This is a genomic window from Rheinheimera sp. (genome assembly GCF_030690345.1).
Classification (GTDB): Bacteria; Pseudomonadota; Gammaproteobacteria; order Enterobacterales; family Alteromonadaceae; genus Alishewanella.
Genome location: NZ_JAUYGV010000008.1, coordinates 562,852 through 578,884, shown reverse-complemented (window position 1 = coordinate 578,884; position 16,033 = coordinate 562,852). Strand labels below are relative to the sequence as shown.

The 16,033-nt window shown below is 52.1% G+C and carries 13 protein-coding genes; 5 read left to right on the top strand and 8 right to left on the bottom strand.

Annotated features, from left to right (window positions below; all coding sequences use genetic code 11):
* Positions 1 to 53: 53 nt before the first annotated feature.
* From Q8O77_RS17535 to Q8O77_RS17520, 4 genes are all read left to right on the top strand, one after another.
* The gene (locus tag Q8O77_RS17535) at positions 54 to 899 is read left to right on the top strand and encodes an HDOD domain-containing protein (RefSeq protein ID WP_305556341.1); all 846 of its coding nucleotides are present in this window, start codon (positions 54 to 56) and stop codon (positions 897 to 899) included.
* Between the two features lie 176 nt (positions 900 to 1,075).
* Positions 1,076 to 3,016, top strand: coding sequence for a hypothetical protein (locus Q8O77_RS17530; RefSeq protein WP_305556340.1), 1,941 nt, complete (start codon positions 1,076 to 1,078; stop codon positions 3,014 to 3,016).
* 36 nt (positions 3,017 to 3,052) lie between these two features.
* Entirely contained in the window at positions 3,053 to 4,837 is a 1,785-nt protein-coding gene (locus Q8O77_RS17525; RefSeq protein WP_305556338.1) for a HEAT repeat domain-containing protein, read from the top strand.
* The gene (locus Q8O77_RS17520) at positions 4,834 to 5,862 is read left to right on the top strand and encodes a hypothetical protein (protein WP_305556336.1); all 1,029 of its coding nucleotides are present in this window, start codon (positions 4,834 to 4,836) and stop codon (positions 5,860 to 5,862) included. The genes Q8O77_RS17525 and Q8O77_RS17520 overlap by 4 nt, the downstream gene beginning before the upstream one ends.
* Positions 5,863 to 5,872: 10 nt before the next feature.
* Here Q8O77_RS17520 and Q8O77_RS17515 read toward each other — a convergent pair whose 3' ends face one another.
* Positions 5,873 to 6,658: a putative hydro-lyase gene (locus tag Q8O77_RS17515; RefSeq protein WP_305556334.1), complete on the bottom strand. Its 786-nt coding sequence runs from the start codon at positions 6,656 to 6,658 to the stop codon at positions 5,873 to 5,875.
* A 310-nt stretch (positions 6,659 to 6,968) separates the two neighbouring features.
* On the opposite strand from Q8O77_RS17515, the gene Q8O77_RS17510 reads away from it, so the two are divergent.
* Positions 6,969 to 8,963 carry a cation:proton antiporter gene (locus Q8O77_RS17510; protein ID WP_305556331.1) on the top strand — a complete coding sequence of 665 codons (1,995 nt, stop codon included), beginning with the start codon at positions 6,969 to 6,971 and terminating at the stop codon, positions 8,961 to 8,963.
* On the opposite strand, the gene recG is transcribed toward Q8O77_RS17510, so the two are convergent.
* From recG to Q8O77_RS17475, 7 genes are all read right to left on the bottom strand, one after another.
* The gene (gene recG / locus Q8O77_RS17505) at positions 8,948 to 11,032 is read right to left on the bottom strand and encodes an ATP-dependent DNA helicase RecG (protein WP_305556329.1); all 2,085 of its coding nucleotides are present in this window, start codon (positions 11,030 to 11,032) and stop codon (positions 8,948 to 8,950) included. The genes Q8O77_RS17510 and recG overlap by 16 nt on opposite strands.
* Positions 11,032 to 11,871 (bottom strand): ABC transporter substrate-binding protein, encoded by an 840-nt coding sequence (locus Q8O77_RS17500; RefSeq protein ID WP_305556326.1) that lies wholly within the window; start codon positions 11,869 to 11,871, stop codon positions 11,032 to 11,034. The genes recG and Q8O77_RS17500 overlap by 1 nt, the downstream gene beginning before the upstream one ends.
* A 7-nt stretch (positions 11,872 to 11,878) precedes the next feature.
* Positions 11,879 to 12,271: a RidA family protein gene (locus tag Q8O77_RS17495; RefSeq protein ID WP_305556324.1), complete on the bottom strand. Its 393-nt coding sequence runs from the start codon at positions 12,269 to 12,271 to the stop codon at positions 11,879 to 11,881.
* 5 nt (positions 12,272 to 12,276) lie between these two features.
* Complete coding sequence (gene spoT / locus Q8O77_RS17490) at positions 12,277 to 14,400, bottom strand: bifunctional GTP diphosphokinase/guanosine-3',5'-bis pyrophosphate 3'-pyrophosphohydrolase (protein WP_305556322.1); 2,124 nt, start codon at positions 14,398 to 14,400, stop codon at positions 12,277 to 12,279.
* 126 nt (positions 14,401 to 14,526) lie between these two features.
* Entirely contained in the window at positions 14,527 to 14,802 is a 276-nt protein-coding gene (rpoZ, locus tag Q8O77_RS17485) for a DNA-directed RNA polymerase subunit omega (RefSeq protein ID WP_173501076.1), read from the bottom strand.
* 45 nt (positions 14,803 to 14,847) lie between these two features.
* Positions 14,848 to 15,480, bottom strand: a complete 633-nt coding sequence (gene gmk / locus Q8O77_RS17480) for a guanylate kinase (protein ID WP_305556319.1) — start codon at positions 15,478 to 15,480, stop codon at positions 14,848 to 14,850.
* A 66-nt stretch (positions 15,481 to 15,546) separates the two neighbouring features.
* A complete protein-coding gene (locus tag Q8O77_RS17475; protein WP_305556317.1) occupies positions 15,547 to 16,029 on the bottom strand; it encodes a PaaI family thioesterase in 483 nt (160 codons plus the stop codon).
* Positions 16,030 to 16,033 lie beyond the last annotated feature (4 nt).

Genomic DNA, 16,033 nt, shown 5'->3' with positions numbered 1-16,033 from the left:
AGCCGGCGATGATCTTTACCAATGTCTAACGTCACCATGGGAGGTTCAATCTAATGCAAGCCTTGCAATATGCTCAGAATGTTGCAGATGTTTTCGCTTTGCCGGAAGGCTGTTTACGTGTCAAACAGCTGCTGGACGCTGACATCGTCAGCCTTGATGAGGTGGCCGAAGCTATTTTGCTGGATCCGGTGCTTACATCAAAGCTGCTAAAGCTGGCCAACAGTGCCATTTATAGTCTGCCGCACCAGCTGGAAAGTGTCAGAAAAGTATTATTAGTATTAGGTAAAACTCAGGTGTATCACCTCGTGCTTAGCATTGGTATTGCCTCTGCCTGTAGCACAGTAGATACTTCGGCGATTGATTCAGAGCGGTTCTGGGAGCAAACCGTCAATGCTGCCTTAATTGCACAGTTTCTGGCGCAAAGCTGTGGTTTAAAACCGTCAGATCGGTTTTATGTTGCCGGTTTGCTGCATAACATCGGCGAGATGGTGGTATTGCACAACAACGCCAGGCAAGCAAATCAGTGCCAAAATTACACTAAAGAAGAGCTGCCGTGGCAATTGCAGCAACGGGTGCTGGGGTTTACTTATGCCCGGTGTGGTGCAGAGCTGTTACATTTATGGCAGTTGCCCGACAGCATCGTTGAGCCGGTAGCGCTGCAACACAGCCACAATTTAAATCAGAAAAACCAAGCACAATTGGTGCTGCATTTAGCTGCGAGACTGGCTCTGGTAAACCAGCACCCGGAAATGTATTCAAGCAGGCAACTGATCGATCCTGACATTTTAGAGATGTTGGAATTGAGTCAGGCTGACATTATCCGTGCTATCGATTTCTGCAACACCGAAGGTTTATTTGTTCTGTCTGTTTTAAATCCACACATCTGTTCTGTTTATTAATGCCCTGCTCCGCCGGCGGTGATGTGCCGGCCGTAGATTAAGCCGGCACAACTGATAATACCTCAGCATTACCATGCATTTTTGCCACAAATTCCACGCTTATTACCACGCTTATTACCACGACAGCCGGTTAACCTGTCGGCTGGTTTAATTTTTTTGTTAGGGAAGATTTTGTAATGTTAACCATAAAAACACCACTGTTGGCGTTGGTAGTGCTGGCAACCTTAACCGCTTGCGGTGGCAGCGACTCTGCAGTTGAACCGCCGGTCGCCGTTGATTTTGATATCGAAATGTCTGATTTTTCAATGGATTTTGATACCAACCAGGCCTTTGCACTTAATCACCGCATCCCAGTGTCATTTACCATTCGCGGCACTGACGCCAGCATAACGGAAATAACTAACATTCCGGTCAGTTTTAGTTTTGTCGAGAAAAACCCGGCCGACCCGGCGGCGCCGATAGTGTGTAGCTCTAATGCTATCGATGTAGAGTTACCGGCGAACGGTGAGCCGGTAGTGGTAGAAAACGAATTTATCTGGCCTGTCAGCGAATGCCAACTGCTGGCCGAAGCCGGACGTGAAGTAGAGCTGCAAGTTGGTTTTTTCCGCGATGAAACAGAGTTAAAAGGTAACGTAACAGCCACCTTGCCAACCCTGACATTACGCGAAGGTGGCACAGATGTAGAGTACGAATTAAGCACTGAATCGTCAGTAGCCTTGCTGGCTATAACGGAGGAAGGGGAATCACCAACGCCGGTGTTGTCGGTACAATCCGGTTTTGTGTTCAATGGTGCCGACCCTTATTTTTCCAAAATTGATGCGTCTGAAATTCCGGCAGATTTACAAGTGGTGGACGCTGAAACCGGCCTGAGCATCCAACAAGAGCTAACCTATGGCATGACCGAAGCGCAATTAAATCAACTGGGTAAATTGCCGGCGTCGGTTACGCTGACTTATGTGCTGATCCCTGAAAGTGCACCGGGTATTATCTTGCCGTTAATGATTGGTCAGGAAAATGACAGCACGGTAGCATCATTCAGTTTTAGTGAAATTCAACCTGGCATTGCCGATGAGGTTAACCATGACCTGTATCTGGAGGGCGCGGATCTGGCTGCGGTGCAAGATGGCGCCCTGGCAAACGAAACGCACTTTATTTTGCGTGGCTGTGTGGTAACCAGCTTCTCTCAGAATGGTAACGATGGTGACCAAACCAACGACTGTAAAGACGTGGAGATTAACCTGGAGCGTGAAAGCGCGACCGCCGTTACTGCGGCAAGTGATATCTCTTTTAAAAAGAACCAAAAGCGCAACGCCGGTAACTCCCGCATTGCCATTGAATCTGAAATGGATGTCGACAACACCTTAAGCCGCAACGGTATTTTAAGCCGTGCCACCGGAGAAGTTGCACTACGTGGCAATATTGGCAAAAGCTTTGATTTTACAATTGCTGAAGCCATCGCTGAAGCCATAGTAACGAAAGATCAGTCATCTTACTTTCACCAAATTAAAGCCTTCAACAAAGTGGTCGCCGGCGACACTAAAGAAAGTAAAGAACACCTGAAACTGAAAAATGAATTTAAGCAGGATAAAAGCCAGGAAGTGGCCAGCGTAGGCTATGGCTTTGGCCCGGTGCGGCTGGGTTTTAAAATCAGCGCCGGTGGCCGCGTGGGTATTGATGTTGATGATGATATGGATCTGCTGATTGACCTGGCTGAGTGCCAGCTATTGCTGGTATCTGCAGAAGCGGTTAACACCTGCGGTTACCTTACCCGCACCGTGGCGCCAAACTTCAGTTTTACCGGCCGTATCTTCGGTGGTCTGGATTTACGCATTGTTAAAGCCGGTGTTGATGCCAACTTACGCTTCCTGGAAAATAAGTTTCCATTAACGGGGGTATTAAGTTTTGGCCTGACCGACGACGACCGTATTTTAGTGCGCGGTGATGTCACGCTGGATCATACTCTGCAGACCATCAGCGGCAAAGTTAAGCTGGTTGGTACCATTAAAGTGTTCCGTTTCCGCCGCAGTAAATCCGTTACGCTGGTGAGTTTCTCGTCTAAACCTGTTACGCAAAACCTGTTAACGCGCAGTACCGAAGGCACGCTGGAATTACTGTAGTACCGGCGCGGGTGTTAAACAGAAGAGGCATTGAATATGACAGGTTTGAAGATTAAAACAGTATCGTTATTCGCCGCAGCTGCCGCTGTTGTTGCGGCGGTAATAGCGTTCAACCCGTGGCGGGGCTCCGGCTCTGCGCAGGCAGATCTTGCCGCAGGTGCTGAGCAGGCGGCAAGTTGCCGCCTCGTTCCCGGCCAGACTGCGGCGTTCCGCTTTAGCTCAACGGTTACCGCAGAGGGGCAAAGTGATACCTTTGAGGGTGTGATGAGCTGGCAGGTTGAAGCGCTTAACGCCGGTGTTGCGCGGGTGCGGGCAAGTTTCAGCAAGGTGAGCCTCAGCCAGGATATGACGTTAGCGGCAGAGCGGGCGGCATCGCCGCAAGGCTTGCCGTTTTTTCTGCAAGTGGACAGCAACTGCGGCATTAGCGGTACTGCCTTTGCACCGCAATGGCAGCCGAAAAGCCGTTTGTTGGTTGCCACCCAACTGGATAATTTCACCTTTTTGCTACCACAAGCCGGCGCAACGCAATGGCAGAGTGCTGCGTTAGACGGGCTGGGCGATTACACCGCGCACTTTAGTGTGCTTAATCAGACACCACTGCAAATTCAGCGGCAAAAAACAGATCATCTGATACGTGGTGCCGCCGACAGTTTTGGTATTAAGATCTCGGTGCAGAAATCGCAAGCCACCGCCACGTTTAACCCGGCACAACCGTTGTGGTGGCAAGCTATCCGTGGTGAAGAAATTGTTAGCTTACAGGTTGCCGGTCAGCCGGAAGTGATTATGCAGCAACGTTTTTCATTGCAACGCGATGACCAACTGTTTGCTGCTGTACCGCAAGCAGACAGAGCGTTGGCTGAAAAATCTACTCCTTATGATTTAGCGCCGGAATTTGATGAGCTTATACCGCAGCAGCAAAGTTACACTGAAGCTTATACTGCCTTTGTCAGTGCGATTACAGACAAGCCGCCACGCTATTTCGATGCGGCACTTGAAATGGCCGCCTGGTTGAAAAAGCACCCTGAAGATGTCGACTTGTTGGTGGCAGAGCTGCGCGGGCAGATGGCTGATGATGCCAGGCCGACAGCGTTTTTAGCGCTGCAGTTATCTGGCCTGAACAAGGCCCGCGAGGCGCTGTCAGATATGGTGTTTGACGCTACGATGAGCCAGGGAGACCAATCCAGAGCCGCTTCCGCACTGGCGGATCTTGGCACGCCCCGCCAGGAGGTCGCCGAGCTGCTGCTTGCGCGAGCGGCTATTAAAGATATTGCCGGCAATGCCAGCTTGTTGGGCGCCGGCAGCATGGTAGACCGCTCAGATGATCCTGTTTTACGCCAGTACATTATGCAGTCGCTGCAACAACAGCTTGCCGACACTGCCGACCAAAGTGAGCGTTTAATCTTAATTGACAGCATGGGCAATACCGGCGATGCCGCCTTTGTTGATGTATTAAGCACGGAGCTTAGCGCGCAGTCGGTAGCAACCCGTCGTCGGGCTGCGGATGCCATATCACGCTTACCGGCAGAGCAAGCGCGGCCGGTATTACTCGATGCGCTGGTGCTGGAGAGCGATCCGCAGGTTAGCACGGCCTTGATCGATGCATTAAAACATGCCGGTGCTACCTCACCGGAACTGGTGGAGGTGCTGGAAAAGCGCATTCGCTCGTCGGATTCCAATCAACGTGCCGCGACTATTGATTTACTGGGGGCGCAACAAACTGAAAGAGCCCAACAGCTGCTGATTGCGCAATATAAACGCGAAACCGATGCCCACATTAAAATGCAGATTGGCCGCTATGTGCCGGCAAAGGCATTAAGGTGAAAACGTCGTCAGCCTTTTTCTGTGCAGTTATCGTAGCCGCTATTGCCGGCTGCGATAGTGAACAGGCAGATGAGCAACAGTTTTGGACACCGCTGGCATCGGTCACTGTAGATAGTGGCTCGGGTACTACTTCGGCAGTAGAAGTGCCGCTGGATAACTTGCGCCGCGCTCTTAAGGTAAGCGCGCAGCCGCAAGGCTGTTTACGGGTGTCTTCTGCTATCAATATTGCCGGTGAGCAGCTTATTGCAACCCCTGCAGTATCTGACGCCAATATCTGGCGTACTGCTAAACTGCATCAGGCCGGTTTATTGGTGTTAGAAGGCGCAGCCGCAGAGCTAACCCATATCAGCTTTGATGCTGTGGCGTGCGATGCATCAACCGGCGGCACGCTGCCAACCGGCGTTATGGTCGAATCTCATTTGTCCGTACAGCCAACTCACCCCGGCCTTAAACTACGGCTGGTATTAAGCCCTGCGATAAGCGCAGAGCTGGATACAGAATTGCTGGCGCAATTAATTGGCGTTGAATTGCAGCTGGACATTACTATTGCAGCGGTGCAAGCCACTGCTGATAGCGAAGTTGTTATGCAACATCAGGCGGACTTTTCATCTTTAGCCGCAATATTGGCTGTGTTGCCGACAAAAGCGCAAGACACTATTGATCTGGTTATCGGGCCCTGCCTGCTGCAACAGACGCCGTTTGGCCGGCAACAGTTAGCCGGTTTCACGCCAAGAATTCCCGGTGGCGCAGGGCCTGCCGACGGCGTTTTTGTTGCCCGTACCAATTGTGGCTTTGCCGCTGCACCAGCTGGCAGCGTTAACGAAATAGCACGCCTGGCTGCCCATGAAATCGGCCATTATCTCGGGTTGTCGCATCCGGAAGAAGCGGATGGCAGCAAAGATGACCTGGCCAGCACCAACAGCCACAATTTAATGCACCGCGTTCCGTTAGCCGCCACGGCTAGCGGGCTTACGTTTGAGCAACGCGAACGAATACTGGCGCATCCTTTTGTTACAGCGCTGTAGCGTGGCGGAGTTACAACACCGACAATTTACTGTTAGTTAGGTCAGTTACCAGCATATGGCCCGGGCTGTGGGTAATACAAAAATCCACTCCCGCATTGGCTATCGCCACCTGGGGCGTAACGCCACAAGCCCAGAATACCGGCACTTCGCCGGGTTTTATTGTTACTGCATCACCAAAATCCGGCTTGCTAATATTATTAATACCAATAGCGGCCGGGTCGCCAAAATGCACCGGCGCGCCGTGCACCTGCGGAAAGCGCGAGCAAATCTGAATGGCGCGTATTGCATCAGCCGGCTGCATTGGCCGCATGCTTACCACCATGCCGCCGTGAAATAGGCCGGTCGGGGTGCAAGCGATATTGGTGCGGTACATCGGCACGTTGACTTTTTCTGTGATATTACGAATTTCAAGGCCATCGGCCAGTAAGGATTCTTCAAACGAGAACGAGCAGCCAATTAAAAAGGTCACTAAATCATCGCGCCAGTATTCACGCACATCGGTGACTTCATCTGCGAGCCGGCCGTTGCGGAAAATGCGGTATTTAGGCAGATCGCTGCGGATATCCAGGCCTTTCGCCAACGCCGGCATATCAATAGCACCGGGTGTGGCCGCCATACCCAGCAGCGGGCAGGGCTTGGGGTTAAAGTGGCAAAACTGCAGAAAATCGGCGGCGTACTGCTTGGGCAGTATTGCCATATTGGCCTGGACAAAACCCGGCGCAAAGCCCGAGGTATTGCCGCTAAAGGCGCCACTGCGACACTGCTGGCGTAACTGGTAAGGGCTAAGCACTGACATAAACTACTCCGTGCAATAAAGAATTAAAGCCAGTGTACTGCAGTGATTAGTATTGCAACAGAGGGCTGCGATAGCTTAAAGCGATAATGCGTTCTGCGTGCAGATAAACGAAGCTCAGGCATTGCCATAAATTTCTTTATTTGCCAGCCAGCGTTTAATTAACTGCTCGCTGGCGTTGCGGTTTTGCTGCCATAGCGTAGTGGCTATTTGCTGCGCCTGCAGCCGAAGGCCGACTTGAACAACACTACTATTTAATACTGCCTTCGGGTAAACTTACTGCCTTTTTGCTGCGTCTGTAACTGGTTAATTTATGACAGAATTTTTTCCGATAACCAATCCGGTTATCGTCTTTGCGTTAGTGGCCAGCCTGATCTTACTCTGCCCGTTATTATTAGCGCGCTACCGCTTACCCGGTATGCTGGGGCTGTTATTTGCCGGTGCCTTGCTTGGCCCTAACGCGCTGCATGTGCTGGCGCGTGACCAATCTTTTATTCTGTTTGGCACGGTGGGCTTGCTGTACATTATGTTTATCGCTGCGCTTGAAATAGATATGCAGCAGTTAAAACGCTCGAAGTCACATACGTTGCTATTTGGTTTACTGACGTTTGCTATTCCGCAAGCCACCGGTACTGCGGTAGCCTTACTGCTGGGGTTTGACTGGCTGGCGGCTATTTTGCTGGCCAGTATGTTTGCCTCGCATACCTTGCTGGCTTACCCCATCGCCAGCCGGCTTGGTATCAGCGGTAACCCGGCCGTGACCACTGCGGTAGGTGGCACTATTATTACCGATACGCTGGCGCTGTTGGTATTGGCCGTTATTGCTACTATGGCCAAAGGCGAGCTGAGCGAGCACTACTGGTTACAGCTGGGCATTAGCCTTAGCCTGTATATTATGGTGATTTTGCTCTTGTTACCTAAGCTGGCGCGCTGGTTCTTCCGCAGTGTCGGCGGTGATGGCGTGGCCGAGTTTGTCTTTGTACTGGCGACAGTTTTTATTTGCGCCAGCTTTTCCCATCTTGCCGGCGCAGAGCCTATTATCGGCGCCTTTTTAGCCGGCTTAGCGCTAAACCGCATTATTCCGCACAGTAGCACCTTAATGAACCGCTTACAGTTTACCGGTGAAGCGATTTTTATCCCGTTTTTCTTGCTCTCCGTGGGTATGCTATTAGATGTCAGCATCTTTTTTGCCAGTGCCCGTGCCTGGGTTATTGCACTGGCAATGGTGGGGACCGTTATTTTAACCAAATGGGCGGCCGCAGAGCTTTGCCGGCTGCTGTTGGGTTACAGCAGGCCGCAAGCACGGCTGCTGTTTGGCCTTAGCGTGGCCCAGGCCGCTGCTACGTTGGCTGCCACTATGGTAGGTTATGAAATTGGTTTATTTGATGAAGCCGTAGTGAATGGTGCCATTTTGATGATTTTGGTCACCTGCTTTCTGGCGCCCTGGCTGGTCGATCGCTATGGCCGCAGAATTGCCCTTACTCAGCAGCACCTGCCTGAAGAAACCTCCGCAGAGCAACGGATTATGGTAGCCTTAGCGCCCGGGCAAGCAGCAGAGCCTTTGCTGCAATTGGCTAAATGGCTGCGCAAGCCTGCTTCTGTGCAAGCCGTTTACCCCATTACTATTGTCGAAGAAGACAGCAATCACGACGTTAAACTGAAATATGCCGAGCAGTTGCTAAGCCATGCTGTCAGTTATCTGGCGGCGGCGAATATTGCCGCAGAGCCAAAAGTCAGAATAGATTTAAATATTACCGATGGTATTTTACGTGCCAGGCGCGAACTGCGTGCCAGCGAGGTGATCGTTGGCTGGAGCGAACACAGCAGCACTTCAGAGTTGCTGTTTGGCTCAATGTTAAGCCGGTTACTGGCCGATTGCAGTTACACCTTACTGATAAAAAGACAGGTCGCACCGCTGCAGCACGGCCAAAAGCTACACTGGTTATTACCACCCAACGCTGATCTGGAGGCGGGATTCAGTGCGGCCGTGCTCTTGATTAAGCGTTTATGTCAGCAGCTGAGTTTAACGCTGCAAATCTATTGTCAGCCGGAGCAGCAAGCACGCTTAACATCGCGCTTAAAATCCTTGCCTGATGCCCAATGGCAGCTCGCCTCAGACTGGCTGCAATTGCCGGCGCTGCTACAAAATCAAACACCTGCGGGTGATTTACTGGTGTTATACGGCGTGCGCAGCGGCGGCCTCGCCTGGACGCCGGGCCTGCCAGACTTGCAAAACCAACTGGCCAGCCAATTTCCGGCAACTAATTTGCTGGTGATTTATCCGGCGGAAACTCAGGCGTTGCCGTAAATCTCTTTATTCGCCAGCCAGCGTTTGATCAATTGTTCGCAGGCTGCGCGGTTCTGTTGCCATAGCGTAGTGGCTATTTGCTGCGCTTGCGGCAGTAAGTCGGCGTCACGGCTCAGGTCAGCTATTTTAAACTGCAGCACGCCGGTTTGCCTGGTGCCGAGCAGTTCGCCCGGGCCACGAATTTCCAGGTCGCGCTGGGCAATAACAAAACCATCGTTACTGTCGCGCAATACGCTAAGCCGTGACTGGGCCGTGCGGGACAGCGGCGCATGGTACAGCAATACACAGTGCGAGGCCGTGCTGCCACGGCCCACGCGGCCACGTAACTGGTGCAGTTGCGCAAGCCCCAGCCGTTCGGGGTTTTCAATAATCATTAAACTGGCGTTGGGCACATCTACGCCGACTTCAATTACGGTAGTGGCGACCAGCAAGTCCAGCTCTGCGGCGCTAAATTGCTGCATTACCGCTTGTTTTTCTGCTGCTTTTAACCGGCCGTGCACCAGGCCAATGCGTAAGTCGGGTAGTGCCTGTTGTAGCAATACCAGCGTATCTTCGGCGGCCTGGCTTTGCAGCGTTTCAGACTCTTCAATTAAGGTGCAGACCCAGTACGCCTGACGCTGTTCGCTTTGCACGGTGCTGCGCACCCGCTCGATAATGTCATCACGCCGCGTATCCGGTATTGCCACTGTGGTCACCGGGGTACGGCCAGGCGGCAGCTCGTCAATAATCGACGTGTCTAAATCGGCATAAGCGGTCATCGCCAGGGTGCGCGGTATTGGTGTGGCAGTCATCACCAGCTGATGCGGATAACAGCCTGCAATGCCGCCTTTTTCACGTAATGCCAAGCGCTGATGCACGCCAAAGCGGTGTTGCTCGTCGATAATAATCAGCGTTAAGGCGTTAAACTCTACCTGTTGCTGAAACAGGGCATGGGTACCCACCACCATTTGCGCACTGCCGTCGGCTATTGCCGCCAGCGTGGTTTGCCGTGCCTTACCCTTGGTTTTACCGCCGAGCCAGGCGACATTAATACCCAAAGGAGTAAACCAGCGGGCAAAATTAACCGCGTGTTGCTCGGCCAGCAGCTCAGTGGGCGCCATTAACGCTACCTGATAGCCATTGCTTATGGCAGTTAGTGCCGACAGCGCCGCCACCAGGGTTTTACCTGAGCCGACATCACCCTGTACCAGGCGTAGCATTGGCAGGGTTTGGCTTAAATCATGGCGGATTTCGTCGGTTACCCGCTGTTGGGCATTAGTGGGCGAAAACGGCAGCGCGGCCAAAAAACGCTGCTGCAGCTGCGGATCTATCTGCAGCGCTATGGCTTGTTGCTGTTGGCTTTGGCTGCGCAATTTGTACATGCTCAGCTGCTGCGCCACCAATTCTTCCATAATCAGCCGCTGCTGCGCCGGGTGTTTACCCAGCTCCAGCAGTTGCAGGCTGGCATCCGGCGGCGGCCGGTGAATATAGGTTAAGGCTTCAGGTAACGACCAGGGCTGGCGCAACAGGTTGGCGCTTAAGTATTCATCCGGCGGGCTGCGCTGCAGGTATAGCAAAGCTGCGTCGGTTAAATTACGCCAGGTGGCCTGACGCAGGCCTTCGGTAGTGGGGTAAATCGGCGTTAAGGTTTCGCTGACCTCGGTCAGCAGTTCGTCGTTGTGTACGCGGTATTCCGGGTGCAGCATTTCCAGCCCGCGCGGGCCGCGTTTGGCTTCACCAAAGCAGCGCAATAGTACGCCCGGGGTAATGGCATTTTTCTGCGCCGCGCTAAAATGAAAAAACCGCAGCGTAAGGTAGCCGCTGCCGTCTTTAATTTTTACCAGCCAACTGCGCCTTTTGCCCAGCTGAATTTCGCTGCTGGTAACCTCGCCCAGCACGGTACCGTGCATCAGCGGCATTAAATCGGCAATGGCGTAAATACGGGTGCGGTCTTCGTAACGCAGCGGCAGGTGAAATAAAATATCCTGCAAAGTGAAAATGCCCAGCTTGTGCAGACGCTCTGTGACTTTGGCGCCAACACCTTTAATTGAGGTAACGGCCAAAGCCGCCAGGGGCGCAAAATCTGTCATCAGTTCTGCGGTCGCAGTGGCGGCAGTAACAGGCTTTGGGCAATGGCCTGATCATACAAACGCGCTACTGTGCCGTCGCCCACCATGTCGGCCAGATGTTTGCGCAGCAGCGGCTCCAGCGCCGCGTGTTTGCTGGCGCGGGACAGCGCAATATGAATATAGCCACTGTTATGCCGGCTTAAATCCAGCTCTGCAATACGAAAACGCTGACGATAGCTGCTGGTGGAGTTTATTGCATCAGACGTACTGACAGTGGGTGACACCAGGGCGTCAACGCGGCCGCGTAGCAGCATTTCCAAGCCGGCTTCTATCGAATCCACTGTTACGGTTTGGCGCGGGTGTTGTTGAATAAACGCCATCACGCTGGGGGAGTACAAATAGCTGCGGATACTGACCAGGGTTAAATGCCGCAGTTGCGCTTCGGTGTCGATATTACGGTTGTCGTTGTAACGCAAAAACAGGCTTTCCGGCACACTTTTATTGTATGGCAGCATATACATAGTGCTGTTGCGCTCGTCGCTGAATTTCAGGTTCGACATTAAATCGACCTTGCCTTCGGCCATCAGGCGTAAACAGCGTGCTGTGGGGGTGCGCGGGGCAAAAATCAGGCTGAAACCGGCGCGTTTGGCCAGTTCACGCATTAAATCGACCGAGGGGCCATAGGGTTCACTAACGTCTTCGTAATGATGAAAACGGGAGAAATGATCCAGGCACCAAACTAATTCAGGTTGTTGCGTCGGGGCGCTTGCTACAGGCTCTTCCGCCAACGCCATGCCAGCCGTTAGCAAAGCGGCAAGTAAAAAAAACTGAGCATGACGCCACAACCCGGTAAGTTTCATTTCAATCTCAGTGCGTTGACGGTACTTCCATCACACCGTCAATTTCTATCTGACTGGCACGTGGCAGCGCCGATACCTGTACCGCAGCACGGGCAGGGTAGGGTTCGGCAAAGTATTGGCTCATAATCTCGTTTACCGTGGCAAATTGGCCAAGATCAGTAAGAAAAATATTCAGCTTTACCATGTCATTTAAACTGCCACCGGCGGCGTCACATACCGCGGCGAGGTTTTTAAATACCTGATGGGTTTGCGCGGCAAAATCGTCTGACACCAGTTGCATCGTGGCCGGCACTAACGGAATTTGGCCGGATAAATACACCGTAGTACCAATTTTTACCGCCTGGCTGTAGGTGCCGATAGCGGCCGGTGCATCAGCGGTACGGATAATCACTTTAGACATCTTGCTTATTTCCTTCTGTAAACTTTCTGCACATCCGGCATCACGCGGATTTTACGCATCACGTTGGCCAGCTGTATTCTGTCGCGTACCGACAGGGTAATTTTAATCACATATTCACCGGTGTCTCTGTCATCGGTGGCCAAATCCTGAATATTCGAGTCCTGTGAGGCAATCAGCGTTGTCAGCTTAGCCAACACGCCCTGACGGTTAACAATAAACACGCGGATATCGCAGAGGAACTGCTTATCACCGGTTTTATCCCAGCGCACCGGGAAAAACTTACCCGGTTCTTTATCCCAGCCTTTGATATTACGGCAATCAGCGCGATGGACGTTAAGGCCTTTACCCGGGGTGGCATTGGCGACAATATCATCGCCCGGAATAGGCCGGCAACACTTGGCAAACGTCAGCAGCATGCCCTCAGAGCCGATAATAAAGGCTTTGCTTTTCGGCATCGGACCGGCATCGTCTTTATGGCTGCTTTCGTCTGAATCAAATTCGCCCAGCAAACGCCGCGCCACAGCGATGGCCAGCTGATTACCGAGGCCAATTTCGCTGCACAGCTCGTCCAGTGATTTTTGTTTGGTGTTTTGCAGCACCTGTTCGATGCGCTCCGGCGCGATATCTTCCAGCTTTACTTCGCCCAGCGCCGAGCTCAGCAGGCGCTTACCCAAGCCGATAGATTCATTTTGTTGCTGTTTTTTCAGGTAGTTACGAATGCCCAAAATCGCACGGCTGGTAACCACATAGTTCAGCCAGTTGGCGTTGGGCTTACCGCCCGGGCTGGTAACAATTTCTACTGTCTGGCCGGTTTCCAGCGGTTTATTCAGCGGATAAGGCCGCCGGTCTACCCTGGCACCCACGCAGCGGTTGCCGATATCAGTATGTACAGCGTAAGCAAAATCTACCGCAGTGGCGCCAATCGGCAGCTCAACAATTTTACCTTTCGGTGAGAATACATACAGCTCGTCCGGGTACAGCTCGGATTTTACATTCTCGACAAATTCAGCGCTGTTGCCGGCGTTTTGCTGCAGTTCCAGCAGGCTTTGCATCCAGCGCCTGGCGCGAATTTGTGCAGTGGTGTCCTGGTGCTGGCCATTGGCTTTATACATCCAGTGCGCGGCAATACCCTTGTCGGCCATTTCGTCCATTTCACGGGTGCGCATTTGTATTTCTACCGGAATACCGTGCGGGCCTATTAATGAGGTATGCAGTGACTGATAACCGTTTTGCTTCGGAATGGCGATATAGTCTTTAAAGCGGATTTCAATCGGCTTATACAGGTTATGCACCACACCCAGGGTGCGATAGCAGTGATCTATGCTGTCTACCACCACGCGAAAGGCGTAAATGTCCATTACATCGTTGAACATCAGCTCTTTGTTTTTCATCTTGCGATAGATGCTGTACAGGTGCTTTTCGCGGCCGCTGACATCGGCATTAATACCGGCTTGTTCCAGCCGGCCTAAAATTTCATGCTGAATTTTTTCCAGCAGCTCGCGCCGGTTGCCGCGCGCTTGTTTTACTGCCGTGGATAGCGCGCGATAGCGCATAGGGTACAGTGCCTGAAAACCCCAATCTTCCAGCTCGTTTTTAATATTGTGAATACCGAGGCGGTTAGCGATAGGCGCGTACAGCTCGAGGGTTTCTTTGGCAATGCGGCGGCGTTTTTCCGGCCGCAGTGCACCTAAAGTGCGCATATTGTGGGTGCGGTCGGCCAGCTTAATTAAGATAACGCGGATATCCTGCGTCATCGCCATAAACATTTTTTGCAGGTTGGTAACTTCAAATTCCTGATAGTCTTTGAACTTCACCTTATCGAGTTTACTCACGCCCTGTACCAGCTCGGCTACAGTGGCACCGAATAAGGCGGTTAAATCTTCTTTGCTTACCGGGGTGTCTTCTATTACGTCATGCAGCAGCGCGGCCATTAAGGTTTCATGGTCCATGTGCATATCGGCCAGAATACTGCTTACGGCAACCGGATGGGTAATGTAGGGTTCGCCACTGGAGCGGGTTTGCGGCGCGTGCGCATCTCTTGCCACCACATAGGCCTGTTGCACTAAGGCAACCTGCTCCGGCGGCAAATAAGCACTGATTTGGTTTTTCAGACCTTCAAATAAATACACCTGTGCTCCCAAACTGCGACAGCAAACAAAACACGCCGTTAAGCGCGGGATTTATTATGAATATACGTCTATTTGTTACAGTTGCCAACGGCTAAAACGCCGCTGGCCTGTATACGGCGAGGGTTTTTAGTGGTCTGAACCGATAATCGCAGCTACAGCCGCCATTTCTGACGCTTCTTGCTGGATTTGGTCACGACGTTCCTGCTCGTCCAGAACTGAATTCGTGATAAAGCCTTTTTCAATTTCGCGCAGGGCAACAACAGTTGGCTTATCGTTTTCGATATCCACCAGCGGCTCTTTGCCTTCAACAGCTAACTGACGGGCACGGCGTGCGGCCACCAGGATCAAGTCAAAACGGTTACCAATTTTATCTACTGCATCTTGAACAGTTACGCGTGCCATTTACCACTCCAGTGTTCGGGCCATCACAAGACCGCATAGTTTACGCTAATTTGCTGTTTTCGCCAACAGTTGCTTAAGCAGGGCATTGTGCTTGCTGGCCTGGCTGCCGTAGCTGTTGCGCTGCGCCAGCACAATACGCTCAAACTCGGTTAGGGCGCTGTCGAAATTATCGTTGATAATCAGGTATTCGTACTCGTCGGCGTGGCTCATTTCGCTGTGTGCCTGCGCCATACGTTTGGCTATTACTTCGCTTGAGTCCTGGCCGCGGCTGTTTAAGCGTTGCTCCAGTTCAGCCAGGCTGGGCGGCAGAATAAAAATACCTTGAGCCGATGGTGCTTGTTGGCGGATTTGCCGCGCGCCTTGCCAGTCGATATCCAAAAACACGTCAATGCCGCGGCTTAAGCTGTCACGAATAGTACTTTTCGAGGTGCCGTAGTAGTTGCCGAACACTTCGGCCCATTCTAAAAATTCATCTTGGGCAATCAGCGCTTTAAACTGCTGCACACTGATAAAGTGATAATGCACGCCATCTTGCTCGCCCGGCCTGGGGGCGCGGGTGGTATGCGATACACTAACCTGCATATCGTGGTGGTTTTTTAACAGTGCCTGGATCAGGCTGGATTTACCGGCGCCGCTTGGCGCCGAAATAATAAACAGATTACCGGCAAGTTCCTGCATGGGGTTGACGCCTGAAAATAAAAGAATGCGGATTTTAGACGCTGTTGGTCGTTGCTGCAAATTCCTTTACTTCTGCTGTTTCGCTTTAACCGATAACGTCAGGGTAAAGGTTGCCATAGGCTCATCGCCGTGCAAGCTTGGGCAGGTAACCAGCACCGACACCGGCTTGTTAATGCGCTCGCCTGTGGCCAGCGATTCATCAATCATGGCGTCAATCACGGCGCCGTCATGGCTGGTAAAGTGCACTGTAGCTTGTGGCCGCTTTAAAAATTGGCCCTGCACATCCTTAAAAGCAAAATTGGCATTAACGCCGCGCGCTTTGGCTTTACTGAACACTAAAAAAGCGCCGGCTAAGTCGGCGCCAATCGCCAGGGCACCAAAATAAATACTGCCTAAATGGTTTTTGGTGCGCCAGCTGTGCGGCATGGTCACTTCCAGCGTATCGTTGTCCATGCGGATAATTTTTGGCTTACAAAAGCCAATCAGCGGGATATAGCGCCAGGCGAAAAATTTTAAGCCCCAGTTGGCTTTAGCTAATGACATGGCCATAGCG